This is a genomic window from Bacillus thuringiensis, from assembly GCF_022095615.2.
GTDB classification, from domain to species: Bacteria; Bacillota; Bacilli; order Bacillales; family Bacillaceae_G; genus Bacillus_A; species Bacillus_A cereus_AG.
Genome location: NZ_CP155559.1, coordinates 2,118,892 through 2,139,245 on the forward strand (window position 1 = coordinate 2,118,892; position 20,354 = coordinate 2,139,245).

The following is a 20,354-nucleotide window of genomic DNA, read 5'->3' on the forward strand; positions in this document are numbered from 1 at the left end:
ACAAATATAGTCGGTAATAGTTGGTATAATTAAAAGAAAATTTTACTCAAGAGGTGAAGGGATGTTCAAAAAAATTATTGATTCTTTATTAGGTAGGAAAAAATATCGTTCGTATTCTAGTAGTGATTATCGCCATAGAGGTCGCTCTTATTCAAGTAGCGATTATAAACGACGTTCATCTGGTTATGGGCATCAGCATTATAAGAGAAAACGTAAAAGCCGTAGTTTCTTTTCAAGTAGTTGATGAAATGGCGTCGTATACTAGCTTTATTTGATAGACCACTGCGAAAAAATACAATCGTTGCAGAACGTTATAAAATTGAATCAGTAATTGGAATGGGCAGTTATGGGGTTACATATGTCGTTAATGATTTACAAATAAATAGATATAAAGTCTTAAAACAATTAAGACAGAGTAAACAAAGGTATGAGTCTGGTAGAAAATCATTTGAACAAGAGAAAATGATTTTACAAACATTAAATCATCATGCGATTCCTAGTTTATATGATCATTTCGTATGGGAGAAAAAAAGCTTTTTTGTGATGGAATATATGCCTGGTAAAAATTTCGAAGATTATATTTTCCTAGATGGGTATGTATATACAGAACGTGAAGTTTTAAAAATTTTATACGAAATATTAGAAATTGTATCGGTGTTTCATAGTAAAGGTATTATTCACCGAGATTTACGTATTCCGAATATATTAATGAAAGAAAATCAAATTAGTATCATTGATTTTGGATTAGCTAAATGGAAAGGTGAAGGTGACGAACGAGCTACAACTTATGAAGGTGAACAAGCTTTGATGCGAGAAATTCACTTTCGTAGCGATTTTTATGCGCTTGGTCATTTCTCGTTATTTTTATTATATGCAGGCTATGAATCTAATGAAAAACATGAAAAACCATGGTATGAAGAATTAACTTTGGAAAAGTACAACCGTGAAATGCTTATGCGAATGTTACAAATAAAAACGCCGTACTATGAGAATGTACAAGATTTAAAAAAAGATGTAGCTTTTGCTTTAGAAAGGATGGAGGTTCCATGTTTCAAAAGTTTTTAGCAAGCGTTGGTATTGGTAATGCAAAAGTGGATACAGTTCTTGAAAAAGATGAGTATATTGTTGGAGAAGAGATACTAGGGAAGGTTCATATAACTGGTGGTTCAGTTGGCCAACAAATTGAAAGCATTTACTTAACGTTATCAACATCGTATGTACGAGAAGTGGATGATAAAAAAGTAACAGCAACATATGATTTAGAGCGAGTTCGTTTAACAGAACCTTTTTCTGTTGAGCCGAATGAAAAAAAAGAAATTCCATTTTCATTTATAATGCCAGTTGAAACGCCGCTTACACTTGGAATGAAAACAGTTTGGGTGCATACAGGCCTTGATATTAAACGCAGTATAGATCCGAGTGATCGTGATTACATTCAAGTGTTGCCAAATGTATTATTAAATAGTGTGTTAGAGAGTGTAAATCAATTAGGTTTTAAATCGCGTCATATAGAATGTGAAGAATTACCGTATCGATTACGTAAGCAAGTTCCATTTGCACAAGAATTCGAGTTTGTGCCTGTTTCCGGAGAGTATTATGGGAAATTAGATGAACTAGAATTATTAATCTTGCCAAGCGCTTACAATCGCTTAGAGATTATTATGGAAGTAGACAGAAAATCTCGTGGATTAGCAGGTTTATTTGCAGAAGCGCTTGATCTTGACGAGAAAGTGATTCGCTTTACAGTAACGAATGAAGATATTCCAGCGATGAAAGAAAAAATTAACAATTATATTTTTTAATAAACTATGCATAAAAAAGAAATGGAGAGGAAAACTAAAACAACCGCTCCATTTTTTTGCATAGTGAGGTTATGTATGTGAAACGATATCGACATTTATACTTGTTAAGTTTTACGCTACTCATTTGTTTTGTCGTATTATCACTTTCGTATCATACCGCTTGTATTGAGAAATTTGACAATATAGTCGCGCATTTTATTCAAAGTTTTCGAAACGATTACTTGACAGCCTACTTTACTTGGATGTCTTTTATCGGTTCCAAAAGAATATATTTTCCTTTACTCATTATTCTTGTAATGTATTTTCTCGTTAGAAAAAAGTTGCTTAGTGCATTACTTCTAACAATTAATTATTATGGATCTCGTTATTTAAACAGTATGCTTAAACTATGGTACGAACGAGCAAGACCTGATGTAACGCAGCTTGTTACGGCAACTGGATATAGTTTTCCGAGCGGTCATACGATGAATGCTACTGCTTTTTTAGGATTTATTGCATACGTCACCATTACTGAAGAACGAATTACATTGCATAAAAAATTGTTGATTATTTTTATAGCGAGCTTTGTTGTATTATCTATTTCAGTTAGCCGAATATATCTTGGCGTGCACTATCCATCAGACATATTAGCAGGATGGGCAGCTGGGGGTAGCTGGCTCGTTTTATGTGTTATATTTCATAAAACGTTCATTAAAAAAGAACCTATGTCATAATAGGTTCTTTTTCCATTGGTTCAACATGAATGTGTGCATGGTAAATGCCAAACTTTTTCCGAAGCATAGCCTCGATGTTGTCAGTAATACAATGACTTTCACCAACATCCATACGAGCATCTACCTCGATTGTAATATCAACGTACGTTTGATTCCCATACATACGAGCGCGAATATCTACGATGTTTTCCACGCCACCAATATGTTCAATAGCATCAGTGTACTCTTCCATCTTATCTGGATCGATTCCATCCGTTAACATATGAGAAGCTTCTACGAAAATCTCCCATGCAGTTTTACAAATAATAAGGCCGACAATTAAAGCAGCAATAGGATCTAAAATGGGCATTTGGAACTGCGAACCGACAATACCTACTACTGTACCGATACTCACGAGAGCATCTGATAAATTATCCTTCGCAGCGGCTTCTAATGATTTACTATTTGTGCGTGCTGCAATCTTTTTCGTATACAAATACACAAAATACATAACGCCAGCAGAAAATAAGGCTACCCATGCAGCAAGTACATTAGGCGCTGCTTGTTTCGGATTAAAAAAAGATTGAATGGCACTAATAACAACTTCTAAACCGACCGTTGCCATAATAAAAGAAGCAACAAGTGATGCAATTTGTTCTGCGCGCGAATGCCCATAAGGATGATCTGGGTCACGAGGTTTACGAGAGATTTTTAGACCAATTAATATCGCTAAAGAAGCACCGATATCCGTTAAGTTATTTAAACCGTCAGCACGTAATGCGCTAGAGAGGGTAATATAACTGATGATGATTTTCATAGAGGATAAAAATATGTAGGCCATAATGCTGACAATTGCACCTTTATCAGCTTCTTTATGAGAAAGAGTATCCATTTTAATCACTCACCTTTCTACAAGGAATTTCTTTCTATAAATAGAGTACCAAACGAAACTCGTGTGGGTCTATACAAACATTGTTGACGTTTTTTAGCTTTTTAAGAAGGGGATAACAAAGTTTCGTGAAGGAAAAATATGTTGTAAAGTGCAAAGTTAGAGTATAAACGCGATTTGGATCGAGGGGATAGGGGAAGGGATACATTTATTATGATGAATCCGTATACTACACAACTGAAAGATGATTGGGCAAAATAAAAACCCTCTAGAAAATATTTTTCAGAGGGTTTTCATCCTAGTATGCTTCTAAAAACTCAGTAACTTGCTCTTCAGTTTTTGCGTTAGCACTATGTAAGTGGCCTAGCTTCTCGCCATTTTGATATACAAGTAAACTTGGAATACCCATTACTTGATACTCTTCAGCGATACTTGGGAACTCATCTTTATTAATAGAATACCATTCAAACTTATTGAACTCTTCCATTACATCTCCGATAAAGTTGTCCATACGTACGCAATCGGGGCACCATGTAGTAAAGAACTTAACAACTACTGGCTCCTCGCTTGCGATGATGTCTTTGAATTCCTGTTCAGATTTGATTTCTTTCATGTTTTGTTTCTCCTTTTTCACTATTCATATTTTTGGTTGTTTAGTTGGTGTATTTGCTATGAAACGAAAACTTCTGACGAAAGTTTTCTTTCCAAATAATTCGTTTGCAAATTGATTCACCGCAGTTTCTTGAAGTTCTGGTATAACATGTGAGTAGATATCCAGTGTGATTCTACTCTTTTATGTCCTAGTCGTTCATTTGCTATTTTCAGATATGCATCTTAAATCTAGAAATGAGTATTAGGAACCTCACTTTTCTTTATAAGCTTTTTCGTGAGCTGTGTCAAACTTCTGAAATTGTAAGGTTACTATTATAAGTGGGGGAAATTAAATTGTATTCATGATAGCCATTGCTATCACGTTCTTTTCCTCAAATATTTTTATGAGATGTTTTATGAAGCACCTGTAATGTAATGTCGGATAAAGCAAGCAATCTTTTTCCGGTACTTAGAGAAGGAAAACGGTGGATGATCATTACTCATAAATGGGGTGAGTGAATTGAACAACAAGCAGGGAATTCCAAAAATGATGTAGGGGATACATGTATGAATTTAGAGGAATCGTTATAAGAACTTGTTCGTGAAGTTGTAAGAGAAGCGCGGCTAACAAGAGGGGGAATTGCTGTCCTGTATAGAGCGAAAGAAATCGTAAGAACATCTTAGGAGTTATTCAGCGGTTAATAAGTGAGGAGGGAATTATAGATGTGGTAGAAGGAGATCATTATATTATTCTTTCAGAGGGAGAATTAGGATGTTGAAATGGGAAAAGAAACTGTTTTCAAAAAACGCCCACCCTGCATTGTTTGTGAGAAACAAGAAGGTGAGCTTCATTTAAAAGAAACGAATTGGATTTGTGAAAATTGTGTCCAAATTACGCATGAACAAGGTATTGAAATAGCTATACCCTTTTACACCTTATTCCATAAATAAGAAAGCTGGTGGGCTTCGGATTCAAGAGCTATTAAATGATCATTATTAATAGAGTTATTTGTATACATTCTGTTCTTTTGGATGTTAAGGACCGTATAATTCACATCGTTATATTCATTTGAAAATGTTGATTCATTTAATAATGTCAGTGTTGAGTTGATGTTATATTTATCAATTCGCTCTTTTTTTCCTTTGAAAAACAGTTTAATAAGATGCGGCTCATCATTAATGAGCAAACCAAGTTCAGGTGATGAGCGGACGATTAAATTATTTGATAACCAATGTGATTTACCTGGATCAAACCAAGAGACGTCTTTGTTTTTAATGAATTTTTTGTACTGCTTTATAACATCAATATAGTTTTGCTTTTTCTTCTGGTCAACAGTTTGTATTAATGTTTCAAAACATTCAAAAGGAAGTTCGTTTTTATGAAATTTAATAACAGTTTCTCGTAATTGTTTCCAGTAATCAAAAACTGGGTGATATTCAGGTTGAGATTTTAGATTCTTTACAAAATTCGTTTTTGCTGCACTACTTTTCAGTGTGAAGTCTAAAAATTGTGTAAGTCCCACCTTAATTTCCGCCATGTTACACCCCCTTTCCAAACATTATTAATTCGATATTGAAAAGGGAAATCCTGCATTTTTAAGGAGGTGAACTAGATGCTAGATGATGAAGAGCTGAAGGAACAAGAACGGCTTTTTTGTTTATATTACGTGAAATACTTTAAAGGGAAACAAGCTGTACGGGAAGCTGGGTATGTAAAGAGAGGCATGCATAGTACGAGTAGCCGATTACATAGAAGAGAACGTGTAGCATTGTAAATCCGAGAATTGAAAGGTGAAATGGTTGAAAATATATTTTTGGAAGTGATGAGTGGGTTGAATGAGTAAATCAATATTGCTTTTGCTAATACGAAAAAAGGTCCTGTTGTTTCCAACAGGACCTTTCCTAAAATGGCAAAGAGTAACTCTTACCTTACTCTTCTCGTATATAATACCTGAAAAAGATAGATGTGTATACAACAAGAAATTCCAATATAATTATTCGAATATAGTGTTTAAAAATAAAAAGGTGGGATTTAAAATAAGGAATTAAATTACAAATGTTGATTTATCAATTGGTTTGAACGTTTTTCTGTTAACTTATAGCGAATAAAGTGATATTGAGATAATAAGATATGTAATTTTGCATACCGGATTGTACAGTTGAATAAGGGTGTAAATAATCTAAATAATACGGAAGTTGAGGAGAGTAATACTGAAATTTCATTAACCTGTTAACTGTGTGAAATAAATTCATCTGAATAGAAGCAAAAATAGAGGTTTGCCTTAGACATTTATGAAGGTTAAGAATATTTATAAAGAAAGGAGTAAATACACAGGTCCGATTTTTGTAATGATGGAGGGAATTGATGTGGACATAACTCAAAGTATGGCGCGAATAGTGGTTAATGGGAAAGATCTTCCGTTTCGTTCAGTTAGTACTTCTGTATGGAATCAAGGGCCTGTAAATGATTTAATTGTTTCAACAAGCCAGAGAGTCGAGGAGTTTTATCAATTTATGTGGTCGCAAGTACCAGTAATGCTTGCGATGTATTTTCTTCAGGGTGCGGACTTAATGAGGTTTGCTAGAATTATTGGAATTAATCAAAGTGTAACGGGAGAATATATTTATCATTTCTCTTGGGGATAAAACGAATGTAAAGTAGCTTAACAGCTGGTTTTTTATTTTGTGAAATTTTAGGGGGTGATGAATAGGAGGTTAAGAAAATAAGATTAGAGCGTGATATAGATAATTTGTGACTCTATTTAAGCTCGTAAAGATACTCGGTTACTTCTTTTAATACAATGGATTTTACAAACAAATGTATAGAAGTATACATAAGAAAAATGTAATGAGTCGAATAATATCCCCTCCATATGTATATTGCAATTAACATGAAGCACGTACAGGGGTCTGTTATGAATATGAAGTTTTTAAGGAGCACAAAAAATAAAAAAACAGAGAGACATATGTTTTGTCTCTCTATTTTTTTATTTTATTCACAAATAGTTCCGGTTGCTATACCAGTTGGAGCAACACCTACTGGTACCGTATCTATAACCGTATTTGTAGCAGTATTGATAACAGAAACAGTATTACTAGCTTGGTTTGTAACATAGGCACGAGTGCCATCTGGTATGATGGTTACTTGATCCGGGGATAAAGCAACAGGAATTGTATCGATTACTGCATTTGTTGCTACGTTTATTACCGATACATTATCGCTAACTTTATTTACAACATAAATACGAGTGCCATCCGGTGTAATATCTATACCAACCGGTTCAGTACCTACGTTAATTGTATTAATAACGGAATTAGTAGCGGTGTCAATAACAGAAACCGTATTGCTATTTTGATTTGTGACATATGCACGAGTGCCATCTAGTGTAAAGACGATTATCCTAGGGCGAATACCAACAGGAATCGTAGCGCTAACTGTATTTGTAGCAGTATTAATAACAGAAATTGTGTTGCTTAATTCGTTTGCAACATATGCAAAAGCTCCATTTGGAGAAACAGTGATTCCTTGTGGAGCGTTGCCGACAGGAATTGTATCAATGACAGTGTTAGTAGCAGCATTAATAACAGAAACCGTATTATTACCGTGATTTCCAACATAAACAGTTGTGTTATTTGGAGAAACAGCTACACCGATTGGATTAGATCCAACAGGGATGGTAGCGACAACTATATTGGTGGCAGTATTAATAACAGAAACGGTGTTTGAAAAAATATTAGTAACATAAGCGCGAGTCCCATTTGGTGAAACTGTTACTTCGAGAGGTGCATTATCTACAGTAATTGTAGCAACAACGGTATTTGTTCCGGTGTTGATTATAGATACAGTATCATCGGTAGGATCATCTATGACTCCTGCGTTTGTAACATAAACAAGGAAATTACATACAGGTCCAGTGGGTCCGGTTGGCCCAGTGGGTCCGGTTGGCCCAGTCGGTCCAGTCGGTCCTGGTGGACACTCACAATCCCCAGTCGGCCCAGGTGGTCCTTCCGGCCCTTGAATTCCTTCCACGCCTTGAGGCCCAGTAGGTCCTGCGAGTCCTTCTGGTCCTTGAATCCCTTGCACACCTTGAGGTCCAATCGGTCCTTCTGGTCCTTCTGGTCCTTGAATTCCTTGCACACCCTGGGGGCCAGTAGGTCCTGGTGGTCCTGGAACTCCCATTCCAGTGCCAGAACCAGTTGGCCCAGGTGGTCCTTCTGGTCCTTGAATTCCTTGCACACCTTGAGGCCCAGTCGGCCCAGGTGGCCCTTCCGGCCCTTGAATTCCTTCCACACCTTGAGGCCCAGTCGCTCCTGCGAGTCCTTCTGGTCCTTGAATCCCTTGCACACCTTGAGATCCCTGAGCTCCTCTAGGTCCTTGAAATCCTCTAGGTCCAGTCGGTCCAGTCGGTCCCGGTGTTCCAATAATATTTAATAGCGAACTATTCAATATTCCTTGCAAAATTAAGTTGAATGTTTGCTGCAGAAGGGGGTCTGATATATTTGAACAACTAATAAGTGAAGATAAGTTTTGGAATAGAAATTGGAACAATGCTGAAATTTGAGTAAGAGATGCAGTTGGCAAGGAATTGATTAATTGAGTTATAGTTCGTATAACTAAATTTCTATTTGGAGTATTTGGTTGTACTGTAATTAATAAATCATTTAAATCCTGTAATGATGATTGGAGTATTTGTATAGTTGTTGGATTTGGTGTTGTGAAAAAAGAAAAGATAGCTTGGCTTAATTGGTTAATTAGGGACAATAATTCTTGTTGCTGAGAAGATGAGAAAAAAACAGGTGTACAACAATTAGTTTGATCACAAGAGGATATAGAAATAAAACAAGGGAATCGGAACTTTTCGCACGGATCGTTTGAGTTTGGATTATGTTTCATAATTACCTCCTTTTTAAAAAGTTTAATAGTAAGTACGGTTTGATGACTAATATTTATTTCTAGATTCAAAGTGTTTATGAGTATATGTTTTATGTGAAATATCCAGGAATGTTTTTTAAAAGTATATGTCAACAAAATGGAGGTGTTCTTATGAGACTAGTATTATTGTAATGGTTAGATTTGGTGATAATGAAAAGTTTAATTAAGCTAGGATCTAATCCAGTTCTATATAGAATGTTATTTATGATTATTCATTCTGTTTTTTTATATAAACTTCTTTGAAATATGAAATTGAAGACATGAAAAGATATAATTAAAATGAAAAAGTTACTAAAAGCTAGTGTACTAGATTTCAGCACTCATCGAAATAAAGAATCATAACATAATTTGTAATAACTTATATGGAAGTGAGCTGACAATAATGTTTTATTCGTATTTTTATTCTCAAGCAGGTATGCGACCAGCGTATGGTACATCTATAACGTATAGCGGAGCACAAAGTACAGTTCAAGCTGTTCAACAAGCGTTACAAATGCAACAACAAATGCAAATGCAGCAACAAGGTATCCAACCGTATTATTCATCTATGGAGTATTTTTATCCAATGCAAACAATTACACCATATGGAAGTTCTTTTCTTACGATTCCATATGGAACTGTATTTAATCTATAAAGAAAAATTTTTATTAGTTGGGAGCGGGTTCCAAATCGATTATTAGCTCTTACCAATCGGGGGGCAGCACGGCTCCCACCTAACTTTCGCGTATGTGCCGAGTTTTGAGGTGTGAGTCTTATTGCTTACAAATGGCGGGCACAATTGAGGGAGATGAAATTGTGTTTATGTAAGCGTCAAATAGTCCCCATATATAATTTGTAAATAATCCATGAGACAATCTTCGTACATACTACAAGTGGCGTTTTTTTGTGAGAAGACACCGATTAAAGAAAGAATGGGAATTACCGTATCATGATAAATGATGGTTAGTGGCTTTGTATGAAAGGGGATACATGAACATTTACTTACACGAACCAGGTCGATATGCAGCAACGAAATCCTATCTGTGGTTATTTTGTATAGGGCTATTTTCCTATGACTATCAGCTTACAAGAATAGGAGAAGATCCGAACTGTCTTTTAACTCTTTTTTTATGTATTGAAAGTAAAATAGATAAGAGAAGAATCTATCAGCTTTGAATGGAGTGTACTATACATCTAGGTTGTGTTTTTATTGATATGTTTTCCCCTCATGTGTATATAAATAGGCGACAAGTATAGGGCTAAAGCAATAACTCGTCCAAACATTGAGAATCTCTCTTACATAATATGTAGTAATAAGCATGAAAGGGGAACTAGTATGTCTTGCTATAACTACTGTAAGTATTGTAAAGAGTATAAAAAGAAACAGCATGACTGTTGTAAGAACACGAGTAAGTGTAATGACAACAAGGATAAGCTTGTTAGGGCATCAGCATTTAGGGCTAGAAATACGGTGGATCAAACGGTTCCTGCCAATACTTTTGTAAAGGTATTGTTCCAAGATGAACAATTTGATTTAGCAAATGAGTATAATCCAGCAACGTCTATCTTTATTCCGAAGACTAGAGGGGTTTACTCTATTATTGGAACGATTGGTTTTTTTCCCAATGATTTTAACTTAAATTATAGAGCTCGTGTAGAAATTCGTGTGAATGGAAACGCAGCAATAGCTATAGATAATGACTTTTTTGGTCCAATAAGTTTTGGAAATGTAGTAAGTGTTTCGACGATCGTTCAATTGGATGAAGGAGACCGAGTTGAGGTTTATGCACAAAGTAGCATAGACGGAGTTTTAAGTTCTTCGGAAGATGGCTCACATTTTGAAGCTGCAAGATTCCCTTCTCCAATTAAATAAATTTGGTAAACTATGAATATACGGAAGATAAAGGATAATCCTCACCAAAATGGTGGGGATATTTTATTCTATTGAAAATAGGAATAGTTTGTCCAAACTATTCTTATCCAAGTTACATAGTATGTAATAATAAGTTTAAAGGGGGACTTACTACGTCGTATTATTACTGTAAGTATTGTAAGGATTACAAAAAGAAAAGTCATGATTGCTTTAGAAAAAATAGTCAATGTGATAGAAAGTATGTAAAAGTGAATTGTTGTGAGGATAAGAAAGAAAAGCTTGTTAGGGCGTCTGCATTTAGAGCTGTTAATACAATGAATCAACCTGTTCCGGAAAATACTTCGGTTAAAGTATTGTTCCAAGCTGAACAGTTTGATTTAGCGAATGAATATAATCCAGTAACATCTATTTTTATTCCGAAGACTAAAGGGGTATATAGTGTATTAGGGAATATAACGTTCTCTCCAAATGATTTTAATGTAAATTACAGAGCTCGAGTTGAAATTCGTGTGAATGGAAATCCAGCAATAGCAATAGATAATGATTTCTTTGGGACTGGGGTATTTTTTAATAATGATGTTTCAGTAACTTCTATTCTTCAATTAGAAGCAGGGGATTCAGTTGAAATTTTTGCTGAGAGTAGTGTTGCTGGAGTGATTGTTCAAAATGTTAATGGTTTAAATACGGTTCACTTTGAAGCTGCAAGATTCCCTTCTCCAACTGAATAATGAAGACAATAAAGTACTTTTCAGTAGGTTTAGTTAATCCCCTTCACCAAATGGTGGGGGATTATTATTGCTTTTCTACAATATATAAGTAAATAGGTTGAATGTAGTTTATTTCAGGAGCATTTCGCATGCTAGGATGTAATGATGAAAGTGAAAATAAAAATGGCAATGAGGTATAACATATAAAATGAAAGATAAAGTTTCAAAATTATTTTTTGCAGTTTTTGAGATTGAAAGGGCTATTTGATCTTCTACAGATAATAAAAAAAGAGTACAACGAAAATAAGTAATATGGTGGTGAAAGTTCTTTAGCATCACATTTGCTAGTTGTTTTACGGGCTTTTTCTTTGCTATATAAAAATTACATATTTAACATAGGTATATGTAGGTATTGCTAATGTATGGAAAGGATATTAAGGCGATTACACTATATAAAAATAAAATAAATCCTAAGATGAGTAGTATGGGATGCAACTTGAACCTATTTGACCCCCTTGAGTATATAAAGAATTTTAATGCATATTTGGTCAATTTAGAAGGGGAATATATGAATGAATGATGATTGAATCAATACACTAATTTAACAGAGTAGTGAACGTATAATAAATAAAGGAGCATTGCTGAATACACATTGATTAGGTTGTGTATAAGTACCAGATGGGTTTACCACTCATGAAATATAAAAGTAAACAGGTTTATGTGCACAGAATGAGAGATAAATAAAAAAAGAGCATACATAAAAAGTACGCTCTAAAGAAAGATAGGTTTTATGAGTGGATAATCTCCATACGATAATATATGCTCGGTTAATAAAAACGTGTGAAAAATCAATAGATTATCAATGGAATATCATGAAATGAGTAATTTTAGTCTATTACCGAGGTCGTCTAGCTAACCAAATTGTAAGGATTGTAAATAGAACAGATTAACAACTGGATAATGATCGCACTTCAGTTTCGTATTTCTTATAGTCTGGATATTGCGCAATAGTATGACACTTAGTTGTAGAAAGTTGATTAATTATAGAAACATTTGTAATTACCTCGTTACAAGGACCGAAAAATGTAACTTTTAGTTTTGAATTTGGTGGAACTTTGAACACGATAGGTTTTTTTTTCATGAAATCAGCTCCTAATATGCAGTATCGTATACTGCGTTTTTTCGTTCAGATGATAAAGACGTATTAATATAATATGAAATTTTAGTTGAGTTGATAATGATATGGAATTTTATAGTGTAGTAAAAATATGGGAAATTCAGTAGAAGCTGAGAATGTTCTATAAATGTTTAATCGATATAATAGGTAAAAGTGAAAAATAAGTAATTTATCTAATACACTTTTTTCCTTACTGCATATTATAATAGTAAGAATTGTATTAGGAGGTAATGAAAGAGTGCAAGAAAATGTACAAGCTCAACCTCAGCTTTCACCACCATGGATCACATATTTCAATGAGTTGAAAAATTCAATTGGTGCTGATCCAACTGTTACAGTTGGTCCGCTGATTCCAGTTGGCGGGAATTATATTATTTTGGTGCACGCGTTAAGTAATGAAAAAGCGATAGCGTTAGCGACGCTTCTAAAATCTTTTGTAGAATTTGGGAATGTAAGTGTAACGGTTATTGTAACGAATAATGAAAACAACATTGTAAACCCACTTCCATGCCCGCTAGATGCATTTGAAATTGCTCATTTATTTCAAGTGGCATTAGAAAATAATCCTTATTTTGAACAAGTTGTTGTACAGCCTCAGCTTCCTGGTGGGCCAAATGCTGTCTTTCCAGTTTTTGCAGCGCAAGTAATTCAATTTTTTAACGATGATATTTCAAATTTATGTCAAACATTTACTGGTGTTGCTGCAAATGTATTTCATGATGTAATGAACGATGACGTTTGTGATATCCCAATTTTATTCTCCACAAGCTGTGTTCTGAGCGGTGAGAGTGCACAATTACAAAATGCAGATTTAACACCAAAACTGTTTTACTAGATTGTAAGTAGACATTTTCATTAATAGAAAATGTCTTTTTTGTATGCATTAACGTTACTTTGTCTAGCTAATTACAGGCTAACAAGCAGTGAATGATGAACGAAACTGCCACTGATGAAAGAGTTACAAAATTTCATATAGCATGTAAAAGTAGTCTGTTTGAATTGAAAATATATAAGAAATGAGAGGGAAGTCATTTTCGTGAATATAGAATAATAGCAAGAAACACAGTAAGTTAGCAGTCATACATATGTTTCTTAATCTAAAGAAGGTGAATACCGATGAGTAGTAATATTGAAAACGTTTCTAATATTAGCGCTAATGAAAGATTGATTAACTGATATTATTTACTAATGGATGTTAGTGCATATTTCGAATTTGTGAATGAACTGTATGAAATATAAATAAAATTAGTGGAAGTTTAATTAAAAGATTATATGTTTTGAAAAATAATATAGATTCCCTTTATTTATATTATAGCTAGCTAGTGTTAGGCATAAGGGGCTTTCAATAAAGCTAGCTTTGAATATGATAATAAAAAGGGGTTGAATTGTATTGGGGTATATTATCGATATTTCAAAATGGAATGGAACGATTAATTGGGATATTGCAGCATCTCAGCTAGATTTAGTTATTGCTAGAGTTCAAGATGGTTCGAATACGGTAGATTTTATGTATCAAAATTATGTGAATGAAATGAAGAAACGCAGTATTCCATTTGGTAATTATGCATTTTGTCGTTTTATATCTATTGCTGATGCAAGGAAAGAGGCACAAGATTTTTGGAGTCGCGGCGATAAATCTGCTAAGTTTTGGGTGGTGGATGTAGAAATTCAAACGATGATGGATATGCAAGGGGGGACACAAACATTTATAGACGAATTACGCCGTTTAGGTGCGAAAAAAGTAGGGCTATATGTGGGACATCACACGTATGTATCATTTGGAGCACGTAATATTGAAGTTGATTTTGTATGGATTCCTCGTTACGGTGGGAATAAGCCAGCATATCCATGTGATATTTGGCAATATACTGATTCGGGAAATGTTCCTGGTATTGGGAAATGTGATTTAAATCAATTAATAGGAAATAAGGCGCTTTCTTGGTTTATAGGTTCGGATCAAGTAAATCAATCTATTCAATTTAACAAAGAAAATACACAGCAATCGAATGGTATTGGTATTGCAGTTCCAAAATATTCTGATGGGTATGCTATAAACTTATATGAACATCCTGCGAATCCTCAGTTTACAGGTACAATCACTCAAAAAAATCCATATTTAGTCTTACATGGTTATTGGGGAGGCACAGATAAAGATATGATTTGCTTAGGAAATGATAAACAGTGGGTATATGTAAAACATTTTGATGTGAAATGGTTTTATGCATCCTCAAAATATCCTGATGGGTATGGAGTAAATTATTATGCAGAGCCTGAATGTATAAATTATAAAGGGAATATTGATGGATCAAAATCTTTTCGTGTGTGGGGCAGAGCGAAAAATGCGGTAGATATCGGGCAAAATAATTGGATACCGGAAGAACATGTAACTATTAAGTATCTATAAGTAGTTACATGTTTTTAGAAAAAAGTAAAGGGTCATCTTACTGATACATAGTAAGATGACCTTTTACTTTTTGAACAAAAGGACATGATACATAGTTTTTCAAATGAAATGAATTACATGTGGAAAACACACTGTTTACACAAGTACACTGTATAGTTATTCTTGTATAATAATAAAAGTGAGGTATTTTGAATTGAAAAAGAACAAGCTATTTTTAGGAACAATTATTTCATGCGTAGTACTGGCATTATCTGCATGTGGTTCCTCAGACAACGTAGTAACATCAAAAGTAGGAAATGTTACAGAGAAAGAATTAAGTAAAGAATTAAGACAAAAATATGGAGAAAGTACTTTATACCAAATGGTGTTAAGTAAGGCGTTGCTAGATAAATATAAAGTTTCAGATGAGGAAGCCAAAAAACAAGTAGAAGAAGCAAAAGATAAAATGGGTGACAACTTCAAATCGACTTTAGAACAAGTTGGATTGAAAAATGAAGATGAATTAAAAGAAAAAATGAAACCCGAAATTGCATTTGAGAAAGCGATTAAAGCGACTGTCACAGAAAAAGATGTAAAAGATAACTATAAACCAGAGATGAAGGTAAGTCACATTTTAGTGAAAGATGAAAAGACTGCTAAAGAAGTGAAAGAGAAAGTAAATAATGGTGAAGATTTTGCGGCTTTAGCGAAGCAATATTCAGAGGACACTGGTTCAAAGGAACAAGGCGGGGAAATAACTGGCTTTGCTCCAGGGCAAACGGTGAAAGAATTTGAGGAAACTGCATATAAATTAGATGCAGGACAAGTAAGTGAGCCAGTAAAAACAACTTACGGTTACCATATTATTAAAGTGACAGATAAAAAAGAATTGAAGCCATTTGATGAAGTAAAAGATCAAATTCGTAAAGATTTAGAACAGCAAAGACTACAAGATACGACAGGTAAATGGAAACAACAAGTAGTCAATGATTTATTGAAAGGTGCTGATATTAAGGTGAATGATAAGGATTTTAAAAACACATTTGAATTTTTAGAAAAGAAATAATGATTGTAATTAGAAAAAGGGAACCTATATAGGTTCCCTTTTTCTAATTAGTGTGTGAGTTATAAATAAATAGTAAGACAATACAATATTACATTTAAATATTAAGAATTACAATAGAAAATTATGTAATTTATCAAAGTGGAATGATCAATACTTCATAGAATATTGATATTATAATGTTTTGTTTGCTTAATTTCATTAAATATAAAGCAAATTTATTAATTTCATCCCACTATTTGCAGGCAATTTGATTGGTGTAGGCTAATTATTAGTCGAGAATGAACAAAATCCTAATTGATTTAAATTTTACTTTATTGAAGTGGATAAGCATAATTTGCAGAATGAAACATACAATATTATTGAAAAAATATTGATGCTAAATGAAGTGAAAAGCAGAGCATTCTACTAAAAGGGATGTTCTTTTTAGTATGAAATTTTTAGAATAAAGAAAGAATGCTTTTAAACAAATTATTTAATAGATAAATATATTACGTAGGAGGAGAAAATATGAAAGTAATTTTTCAAAGAGAAAGTGGAGGGAAGGTTTTTGAATCGTATGATGAAGATATAAGCAACTTATTAGCTATTTTAAAAGAAACGAAAGGGATTAAGATTGGGATGGTTGAATATGAAGTATTAAAATACGAATTAGAGTATTTTCGTAACCCGAAAAAAGCAGTAACAGAGAGGGAGTTACATATAATAGTACAACCAAAATATATGTAATAATAAGGGACAATTATTTATAAATAGTTTTATACAGTACGTACGAAAAGAGAGTGTTTAAATTGCTCTCTTTTCATAGAAATTCATAAGGAACGCATTGTGTTCTGTTATAAATCCCTTAAATTTTGTGAGTTCGTTCTTTATAATATATGTTTTCATTTATAGATGCTTAATAAACTCGAAAAATTAAAACTTTTTAGTTTAGGCAGGGATTTTATATTTGAGTAGATAAATATTCATATAAGGTATTTTGTATACGGATATTGGAGGAGTAAAAATGAGTTTAGCAAGTTATATAGGGTGTAATATAGAAATTCCGTTAACGGATCCAGATTCTAATGATGTAATTGTTTTTGGACCGTGTTTTTCAGATGAAAGTATGCTTAACATTGTACAAGAGTTTCAATTTCAAACAAGTTACACGTATGAAATTTCAACAATGTGGGGCATTGAACTTGATGAGTGGCAAAATGAAAAGGAGAAGAAAGAAGCTAAGAAAAAGCTATTAGCTTTATGCTCAATTATGGAAGGGTATTTAAATGATGGGGATTATTTTGAATTATTCAGTTGTTGGGTTGGTGATGAAGATAAGGAACGAGTAGGAGAATTAAAATTAAAAATAAATCATTTTAATATAGATGAAATTTGTATTCCGGAAAGAACACTTGTCAGGATAGAAAAATAAATATAGAAATTTACGTTATTAGAAAAAAGCGACTTCACTTTGTATGAAGTCGCTTTTTTAGTAGATATGTGAACTTCCTTTTAAATAGGAAGTGAAAAGCTCATTTGATGAAGAAAAAAATCAATGGTGGATAAATGTATAAGGAAATGATTTGAATTATATTTTGTTGAAAATATAATTATATCTCTTCTCAAAAGAATATATGTTCGTGTATAATTAGAACGAATGTTCCTTTTTGGTGTAGATAGTATACGATTTAGAAATAAAGTGAAACTTTAATCAGTAGGGGTGTTCATCGTCCAGTGATTATGAGCTTTCACCAATCGGGCGTTTACGGGCGGTTGATTCTCGACTTATATACCTCACATGTGCCGAATTTTGAGATGGGAGCTTTACTACCTGTTAATGCGGGGTAAATATGCCTAGTATTATGAAAGAATAATCAAGGAACAATATATGTGAAATAGAATGGATAAATGATCAAGGAGATAAAGAAATGAATGATGTAAAGGTGCAGAAAGCAGAAAAAGAATGGGTTCCATTTACAGTAATGTCGGAACAGTTGTTAAGTATGCAAAAGATTGTTGGAGAAAAGTTTAAAGTACAAAAACCACTCTTAACAAAAGAAGCAAAAGAGAGAATTTCTGATAAATTATTAACGTCGTTATTGTCTGAGAAAGAAATATTAGTGACATATTTTGAAGAGGGCTACATACTTACAAGCTATATGACAGTTGTGCATATAAACCCGCTAAAGCGCATTGTAATATGTACTGACGCATTTTATAAAACTTACGTATTTAATACTGCGGATATTATTGAAATAACGTAAAGGAAGCTGAAATTTAAATTTTAGCTTTTTATTTTTGTTAGATGAGGAAGAGAAAAATTGAAACGAAAAGCAGCTAGATTCATACTAGCTGCTAAGCCCCAGGGAAAGGGAGAAAAAGATAGGGTACTCAAAAAATCAACAATAGCTGTGTAACAGCCTGATTATAGTATAGACAAATTTAAAATTCCTAAACAGAACGATGAAAAAATAGGACTAGGCGGTACCAACTTGGTTTTGATCTGCAAGGTCAGAATCAAATGTATTAGTCGCGCTCACGCCACTAAAAGTATTAACAACAAAACCAACGTTTGAAGCACCAGATCCATTATAAGCCTTCGTATTTTCTTTCGGAGAAACGTTGTAGAAATCACCTAAGTTAAATGAACCGTTACTATTTTGTACAACTAAATTCCCTACAACTGATGGCATAGTTTTCACCCGCTTTACAATCATTTGTTAACACTACTATATGGTGTTATAGTCCAAATGGTTCATGGAATAAAAATTGTGGAATAGTAAAACGTTTGAAGTGTAGTTTAATCCAATCCGGCAATAAAAGTATGTTAAAATTAATGTAAGGTTGAGTAATTAAAAATAATTATTGTATAATTAATATATGCGAAAGCAAAGGAGGCAAAATGTAATGAATAATGTTATAAAAAAAGTAGATTTAACAGATGCAAAATCAAGTAATCTTGTTGCAATTATTTATAGCAATGAAGTTATATTGGTTGAAGAAGCATTTTGTCCAAATGAAATAAAATTAAAGTTTAATGAAATTGCAATTTTATCGGCAATTAAAACAGCACATATAATGAAAGTATCCATCAGAAAAGAATTGGAAGCAATTTTTCATGACACTGGTGTTTTATTTGTGAAGCATAGTGTTGATTATGGTAACAGTCAATCTATCACTATGCATTTTGAACAATTCAAAAAGTTGCAAAATGAGATTGAGAATTTAAATAAAAGTAGGTAATCTAGGTGTAGCTTATATGTATCGGTGTTAGAAATGCGGAAAAAAGAAGCTGAAATATAAAAGCAATAACGAAATAAATAATGATTTTTTTGATATATAAGCAAGAGTAACTGTTATGGTTACTCTTTTTGCTTACATAAAAATTCCTACTAAAGTATGAAATGAGTTGATACTTTAGTAAATGGCTGAATGAAAAGGAAGAGTGTAAAATTTTATAAAGGAGGAGAGGTATATGAAGCGAAACGAAACTGGAAAAATTGTAATGATTACAGGAGTGACGCAAGGATTAGGTCGTGCAATGGTTGATCGATTTCATGAATTGGGATGGAATATATATGGCTGTGGACGTTCAAAAGATAAAATCGAAGAATTGAAAAAATATTACGGTAATATACATGATTTTCAAATACTTGATGTTTCAGACTCCCATCAAGTAAGTAATTGGGCAAATTATATACTTCATAGATATAGAGCACCTGATTTGTTAATAAATAATGCATCGATTGTTAATAAAAATGCGCCACTGTGGAAAGTAACAGCTCAAGAATTCGAAAATGTAATGAATGTAAACGTAAATGGTGTAGTAAATGTAATTAGAGCATTTGTCCCAGCGATGGTAGCTAGGAAAGAAGGAATGATTATTAATATGAGTTCTAGTTGGGGCCGAGAGGGAGAAGCTGAGCTGGCGCCATATTGTGCCTCAAAGTTTGCAATTGAAGGTATCACGAAATCTATGGCACTTGAATTGCCCTATGGCATGGCTGTTGTCGCTTTAGATCCAGGCGGCAGCATTAGCACTCCAATGCTGTATTCATGTGCACCACAGTATGTAAATGAATCACCCACACCTGAAATGTGGTCGCGTAATGCGATTAAATATATATTAAATATAACAGTAGATAAAAATGGAGCTTCATTGACATGCCCAGAATGTATGTAAATATACATTCTGGGCATATTTTTAGTGATACACACTTTGTCTAAAAAAGTAGCTTAAAGGTGCTTTTTTGTATTTTTAACACATTATAGAATGCACAAAA

Annotated in this window: 24 protein-coding genes and 1 pseudogene; 18 read left to right on the forward strand and 7 right to left on the reverse strand. The window is 33.5% G+C overall.

The features are described 5' to 3' along the window. Positions 1 to 61 precede the first annotated feature (61 nt). The 4 genes from KZZ19_RS10910 to KZZ19_RS10925 all read left to right on the forward strand — a co-directional run bounded on the left by KZZ19_RS10910 (position 62) and on the right by KZZ19_RS10925 (position 2,515). Complete coding sequence (locus tag KZZ19_RS10910) at positions 62 to 244, forward strand: hypothetical protein (protein WP_000473374.1); 183 nt, start codon at positions 62 to 64, stop codon at positions 242 to 244. Then, on the forward strand, positions 244 to 1,065 hold the full coding sequence (locus KZZ19_RS10915; RefSeq protein WP_237981043.1) for a serine/threonine protein kinase: 822 nt from the start codon (positions 244 to 246) through the stop codon (positions 1,063 to 1,065). The genes KZZ19_RS10910 and KZZ19_RS10915 overlap by 1 nt, the downstream gene beginning before the upstream one ends. Then, complete coding sequence (locus KZZ19_RS10920; RefSeq protein WP_237981044.1) at positions 1,047 to 1,802, forward strand: sporulation protein; 756 nt, start codon at positions 1,047 to 1,049, stop codon at positions 1,800 to 1,802. The genes KZZ19_RS10915 and KZZ19_RS10920 overlap by 19 nt, the downstream gene beginning before the upstream one ends. A 77-nt stretch (positions 1,803 to 1,879) precedes the next feature. Next, the gene (locus KZZ19_RS10925; protein ID WP_000833363.1) at positions 1,880 to 2,515 is read left to right on the forward strand and encodes a phosphatase PAP2 family protein; all 636 of its coding nucleotides are present in this window, start codon (positions 1,880 to 1,882) and stop codon (positions 2,513 to 2,515) included. Here the strand turns inward: KZZ19_RS10925 and KZZ19_RS10930 are convergent. From KZZ19_RS10930 to KZZ19_RS10940, 3 genes and pseudogenes are all read right to left on the reverse strand, one after another. Beyond that, the gene (locus KZZ19_RS10930; protein WP_237981045.1) at positions 2,505 to 3,386 is read right to left on the reverse strand and encodes a cation diffusion facilitator family transporter; all 882 of its coding nucleotides are present in this window, start codon (positions 3,384 to 3,386) and stop codon (positions 2,505 to 2,507) included. The two genes, KZZ19_RS10925 and KZZ19_RS10930, sit on opposite strands and share 11 nt — an antisense overlap. A gap of 295 nt (positions 3,387 to 3,681) precedes the next feature. Further along, positions 3,682 to 3,996 (reverse strand): thioredoxin family protein, encoded by a 315-nt coding sequence (locus KZZ19_RS10935; protein WP_000658777.1) that lies wholly within the window; start codon positions 3,994 to 3,996, stop codon positions 3,682 to 3,684. A gap of 24 nt (positions 3,997 to 4,020) precedes the next feature. Next, positions 4,021 to 4,429 (reverse strand): annotated as a pseudogene (locus tag KZZ19_RS10940) (site-specific integrase). A gap of 325 nt (positions 4,430 to 4,754) precedes the next feature. Between KZZ19_RS10940 and KZZ19_RS10945 the strand changes: the two are divergent. Further along, the gene (locus KZZ19_RS10945) at positions 4,755 to 4,925 is read left to right on the forward strand and encodes a hypothetical protein (protein WP_237981046.1); all 171 of its coding nucleotides are present in this window, start codon (positions 4,755 to 4,757) and stop codon (positions 4,923 to 4,925) included. Here KZZ19_RS10945 and KZZ19_RS10950 read toward each other — a convergent pair. After that, positions 4,904 to 5,512, reverse strand: a complete 609-nt coding sequence (locus KZZ19_RS10950; RefSeq protein ID WP_237981047.1) for a hypothetical protein — start codon at positions 5,510 to 5,512, stop codon at positions 4,904 to 4,906. The genes KZZ19_RS10945 and KZZ19_RS10950 overlap by 22 nt on opposite strands. A 75-nt stretch (positions 5,513 to 5,587) precedes the next feature. On the opposite strand from KZZ19_RS10950, the gene KZZ19_RS10955 reads away from it, so the two are divergent. Next, positions 5,588 to 5,749 carry a terminase small subunit gene (locus KZZ19_RS10955; RefSeq protein WP_432442720.1) on the forward strand — a complete coding sequence of 54 codons (162 nt, stop codon included), beginning with the start codon at positions 5,588 to 5,590 and terminating at the stop codon, positions 5,747 to 5,749. Between the two features lie 517 nt (positions 5,750 to 6,266). Further along, positions 6,267 to 6,620, forward strand: coding sequence for a hypothetical protein (locus KZZ19_RS10960; RefSeq protein ID WP_237981048.1), 354 nt, complete (start codon positions 6,267 to 6,269; stop codon positions 6,618 to 6,620). A 346-nt stretch (positions 6,621 to 6,966) separates the two neighbouring features. Here the strand turns inward: KZZ19_RS10960 and KZZ19_RS10965 are convergent, their stop codons facing one another. Beyond that, positions 6,967 to 8,868: a collagen-like repeat preface domain-containing protein gene (locus KZZ19_RS10965; protein ID WP_237981049.1), complete on the reverse strand. Its 1,902-nt coding sequence runs from the start codon at positions 8,866 to 8,868 to the stop codon at positions 6,967 to 6,969. Between the two features lie 421 nt (positions 8,869 to 9,289). Here KZZ19_RS10965 and KZZ19_RS10970 point away from each other — a divergent pair, with 421 nt between their 5' ends. The 3 genes from KZZ19_RS10970 to KZZ19_RS10980 all read left to right on the forward strand — a co-directional run bounded on the left by KZZ19_RS10970 (position 9,290) and on the right by KZZ19_RS10980 (position 11,487). Beyond that, positions 9,290 to 9,541 carry a DUF3947 family protein gene (locus KZZ19_RS10970; protein WP_237981050.1) on the forward strand — a complete coding sequence of 84 codons (252 nt, stop codon included), beginning with the start codon at positions 9,290 to 9,292 and terminating at the stop codon, positions 9,539 to 9,541. Positions 9,542 to 10,222: 681 nt separating this feature from the next. Next, positions 10,223 to 10,759: a complement C1q domain-containing protein gene (locus tag KZZ19_RS10975; RefSeq protein ID WP_237981051.1), complete on the forward strand. Its 537-nt coding sequence runs from the start codon at positions 10,223 to 10,225 to the stop codon at positions 10,757 to 10,759. Positions 10,760 to 10,875: 116 nt separating this feature from the next. After that, the gene (locus KZZ19_RS10980; protein ID WP_237981144.1) at positions 10,876 to 11,487 is read left to right on the forward strand and encodes a hypothetical protein; all 612 of its coding nucleotides are present in this window, start codon (positions 10,876 to 10,878) and stop codon (positions 11,485 to 11,487) included. A 925-nt stretch (positions 11,488 to 12,412) separates the two neighbouring features. Here KZZ19_RS10980 and KZZ19_RS10985 read toward each other — a convergent pair. Continuing rightward, the gene (locus tag KZZ19_RS10985; RefSeq protein ID WP_237981052.1) at positions 12,413 to 12,607 is read right to left on the reverse strand and encodes a hypothetical protein; all 195 of its coding nucleotides are present in this window, start codon (positions 12,605 to 12,607) and stop codon (positions 12,413 to 12,415) included. Between the two features lie 274 nt (positions 12,608 to 12,881). Here KZZ19_RS10985 and KZZ19_RS10990 point away from each other — a divergent pair, with 274 nt between their 5' ends. From KZZ19_RS10990 to KZZ19_RS11015, 6 genes are all read left to right on the forward strand, one after another. Beyond that, complete coding sequence (locus KZZ19_RS10990; RefSeq protein WP_237981053.1) at positions 12,882 to 13,478, forward strand: hypothetical protein; 597 nt, start codon at positions 12,882 to 12,884, stop codon at positions 13,476 to 13,478. A 555-nt stretch (positions 13,479 to 14,033) separates the two neighbouring features. Continuing rightward, entirely contained in the window at positions 14,034 to 15,047 is a 1,014-nt protein-coding gene (locus tag KZZ19_RS10995) for a glycoside hydrolase family 25 protein (protein WP_237981054.1), read from the forward strand. Between the two features lie 193 nt (positions 15,048 to 15,240). Next, the gene (locus KZZ19_RS11000; RefSeq protein ID WP_237981055.1) at positions 15,241 to 16,092 is read left to right on the forward strand and encodes a peptidylprolyl isomerase PrsA; all 852 of its coding nucleotides are present in this window, start codon (positions 15,241 to 15,243) and stop codon (positions 16,090 to 16,092) included. 507 nt (positions 16,093 to 16,599) lie between these two features. Further along, entirely contained in the window at positions 16,600 to 16,818 is a 219-nt protein-coding gene (locus tag KZZ19_RS11005) for a hypothetical protein (protein WP_088096340.1), read from the forward strand. 277 nt (positions 16,819 to 17,095) lie between these two features. Next, on the forward strand, positions 17,096 to 17,503 hold the full coding sequence (locus tag KZZ19_RS11010) for a hypothetical protein (RefSeq protein ID WP_237981056.1): 408 nt from the start codon (positions 17,096 to 17,098) through the stop codon (positions 17,501 to 17,503). Between the two features lie 496 nt (positions 17,504 to 17,999). Further along, entirely contained in the window at positions 18,000 to 18,335 is a 336-nt protein-coding gene (locus KZZ19_RS11015) for a YolD-like family protein (RefSeq protein WP_237981057.1), read from the forward strand. Between the two features lie 213 nt (positions 18,336 to 18,548). Here KZZ19_RS11015 and gerPF read toward each other — a convergent pair whose 3' ends face one another. Next, entirely contained in the window at positions 18,549 to 18,764 is a 216-nt protein-coding gene (gene gerPF / locus KZZ19_RS11020; protein ID WP_001141569.1) for a spore germination protein GerPF, read from the reverse strand. A 214-nt stretch (positions 18,765 to 18,978) separates the two neighbouring features. Between gerPF and KZZ19_RS11025 the strand changes: the two genes are divergently transcribed. After that, positions 18,979 to 19,314 (forward strand): hypothetical protein, encoded by a 336-nt coding sequence (locus KZZ19_RS11025; protein ID WP_088096343.1) that lies wholly within the window; start codon positions 18,979 to 18,981, stop codon positions 19,312 to 19,314. Positions 19,315 to 19,546: 232 nt separating this feature from the next. Further along, entirely contained in the window at positions 19,547 to 20,254 is a 708-nt protein-coding gene (locus KZZ19_RS11030; RefSeq protein WP_237981058.1) for an SDR family oxidoreductase, read from the forward strand. Positions 20,255 to 20,354: the final 100 nt, after the last annotated feature.

Excerpts from the sequence above, each read along its gene's own strand:
- KZZ19_RS10975 (WP_237981051.1), top strand. The coding sequence starts at position 10,223 with ATGTCTTGCTATAACTACTGTAAGTATTGTAAAGAGTATAAAAAGAAA.
- KZZ19_RS11025 (WP_088096343.1), top strand. The coding sequence starts at position 18,979 with ATGAATAATGTTATAAAAAAAGTAGATTTAACAGATGCAAAATCAAGT.
- KZZ19_RS11010 (WP_237981056.1), top strand. The coding sequence starts at position 17,096 with ATGAGTTTAGCAAGTTATATAGGGTGTAATATAGAAATTCCGTTAACG.
- KZZ19_RS10915 (WP_237981043.1), top strand. The coding sequence starts at position 244 with ATGAAATGGCGTCGTATACTAGCTTTATTTGATAGACCACTGCGAAAA.
- KZZ19_RS11015 (WP_237981057.1), top strand. The coding sequence starts at position 18,000 with ATGAATGATGTAAAGGTGCAGAAAGCAGAAAAAGAATGGGTTCCATTT.
- KZZ19_RS10930 (WP_237981045.1), bottom strand. The coding sequence starts at position 3,386 with ATGGATACTCTTTCTCATAAAGAAGCTGATAAAGGTGCAATTGTCAGC.
- KZZ19_RS10965 (WP_237981049.1), bottom strand. The coding sequence starts at position 8,868 with ATGAAACATAATCCAAACTCAAACGATCCGTGCGAAAAGTTCCGATTC.
- gerPF (WP_001141569.1), bottom strand. The coding sequence starts at position 18,764 with ATGCCATCAGTTGTAGGGAATTTAGTTGTACAAAATAGTAACGGTTCA.
- KZZ19_RS10945 (WP_237981046.1), top strand. The coding sequence starts at position 4,755 with ATGGGAAAAGAAACTGTTTTCAAAAAACGCCCACCCTGCATTGTTTGT.
- KZZ19_RS10970 (WP_237981050.1), top strand. The coding sequence starts at position 9,290 with ATGTTTTATTCGTATTTTTATTCTCAAGCAGGTATGCGACCAGCGTAT.
- KZZ19_RS10955 (WP_432442720.1), top strand. The coding sequence starts at position 5,588 with ATGCTAGATGATGAAGAGCTGAAGGAACAAGAACGGCTTTTTTGTTTA.
- KZZ19_RS10910 (WP_000473374.1), top strand. The coding sequence starts at position 62 with ATGTTCAAAAAAATTATTGATTCTTTATTAGGTAGGAAAAAATATCGT.
- KZZ19_RS10985 (WP_237981052.1), bottom strand. The coding sequence starts at position 12,607 with ATGAAAAAAAAACCTATCGTGTTCAAAGTTCCACCAAATTCAAAACTA.
- KZZ19_RS11030 (WP_237981058.1), top strand. The coding sequence starts at position 19,547 with ATGAAGCGAAACGAAACTGGAAAAATTGTAATGATTACAGGAGTGACG.
- KZZ19_RS10950 (WP_237981047.1), bottom strand. The coding sequence starts at position 5,512 with ATGGCGGAAATTAAGGTGGGACTTACACAATTTTTAGACTTCACACTG.
- KZZ19_RS10935 (WP_000658777.1), bottom strand. The coding sequence starts at position 3,996 with ATGAAAGAAATCAAATCTGAACAGGAATTCAAAGACATCATCGCAAGC.
- KZZ19_RS10960 (WP_237981048.1), top strand. The coding sequence starts at position 6,267 with ATGAAGGTTAAGAATATTTATAAAGAAAGGAGTAAATACACAGGTCCG.
- KZZ19_RS10920 (WP_237981044.1), top strand. The coding sequence starts at position 1,047 with ATGTTTCAAAAGTTTTTAGCAAGCGTTGGTATTGGTAATGCAAAAGTG.
- KZZ19_RS11005 (WP_088096340.1), top strand. The coding sequence starts at position 16,600 with ATGAAAGTAATTTTTCAAAGAGAAAGTGGAGGGAAGGTTTTTGAATCG.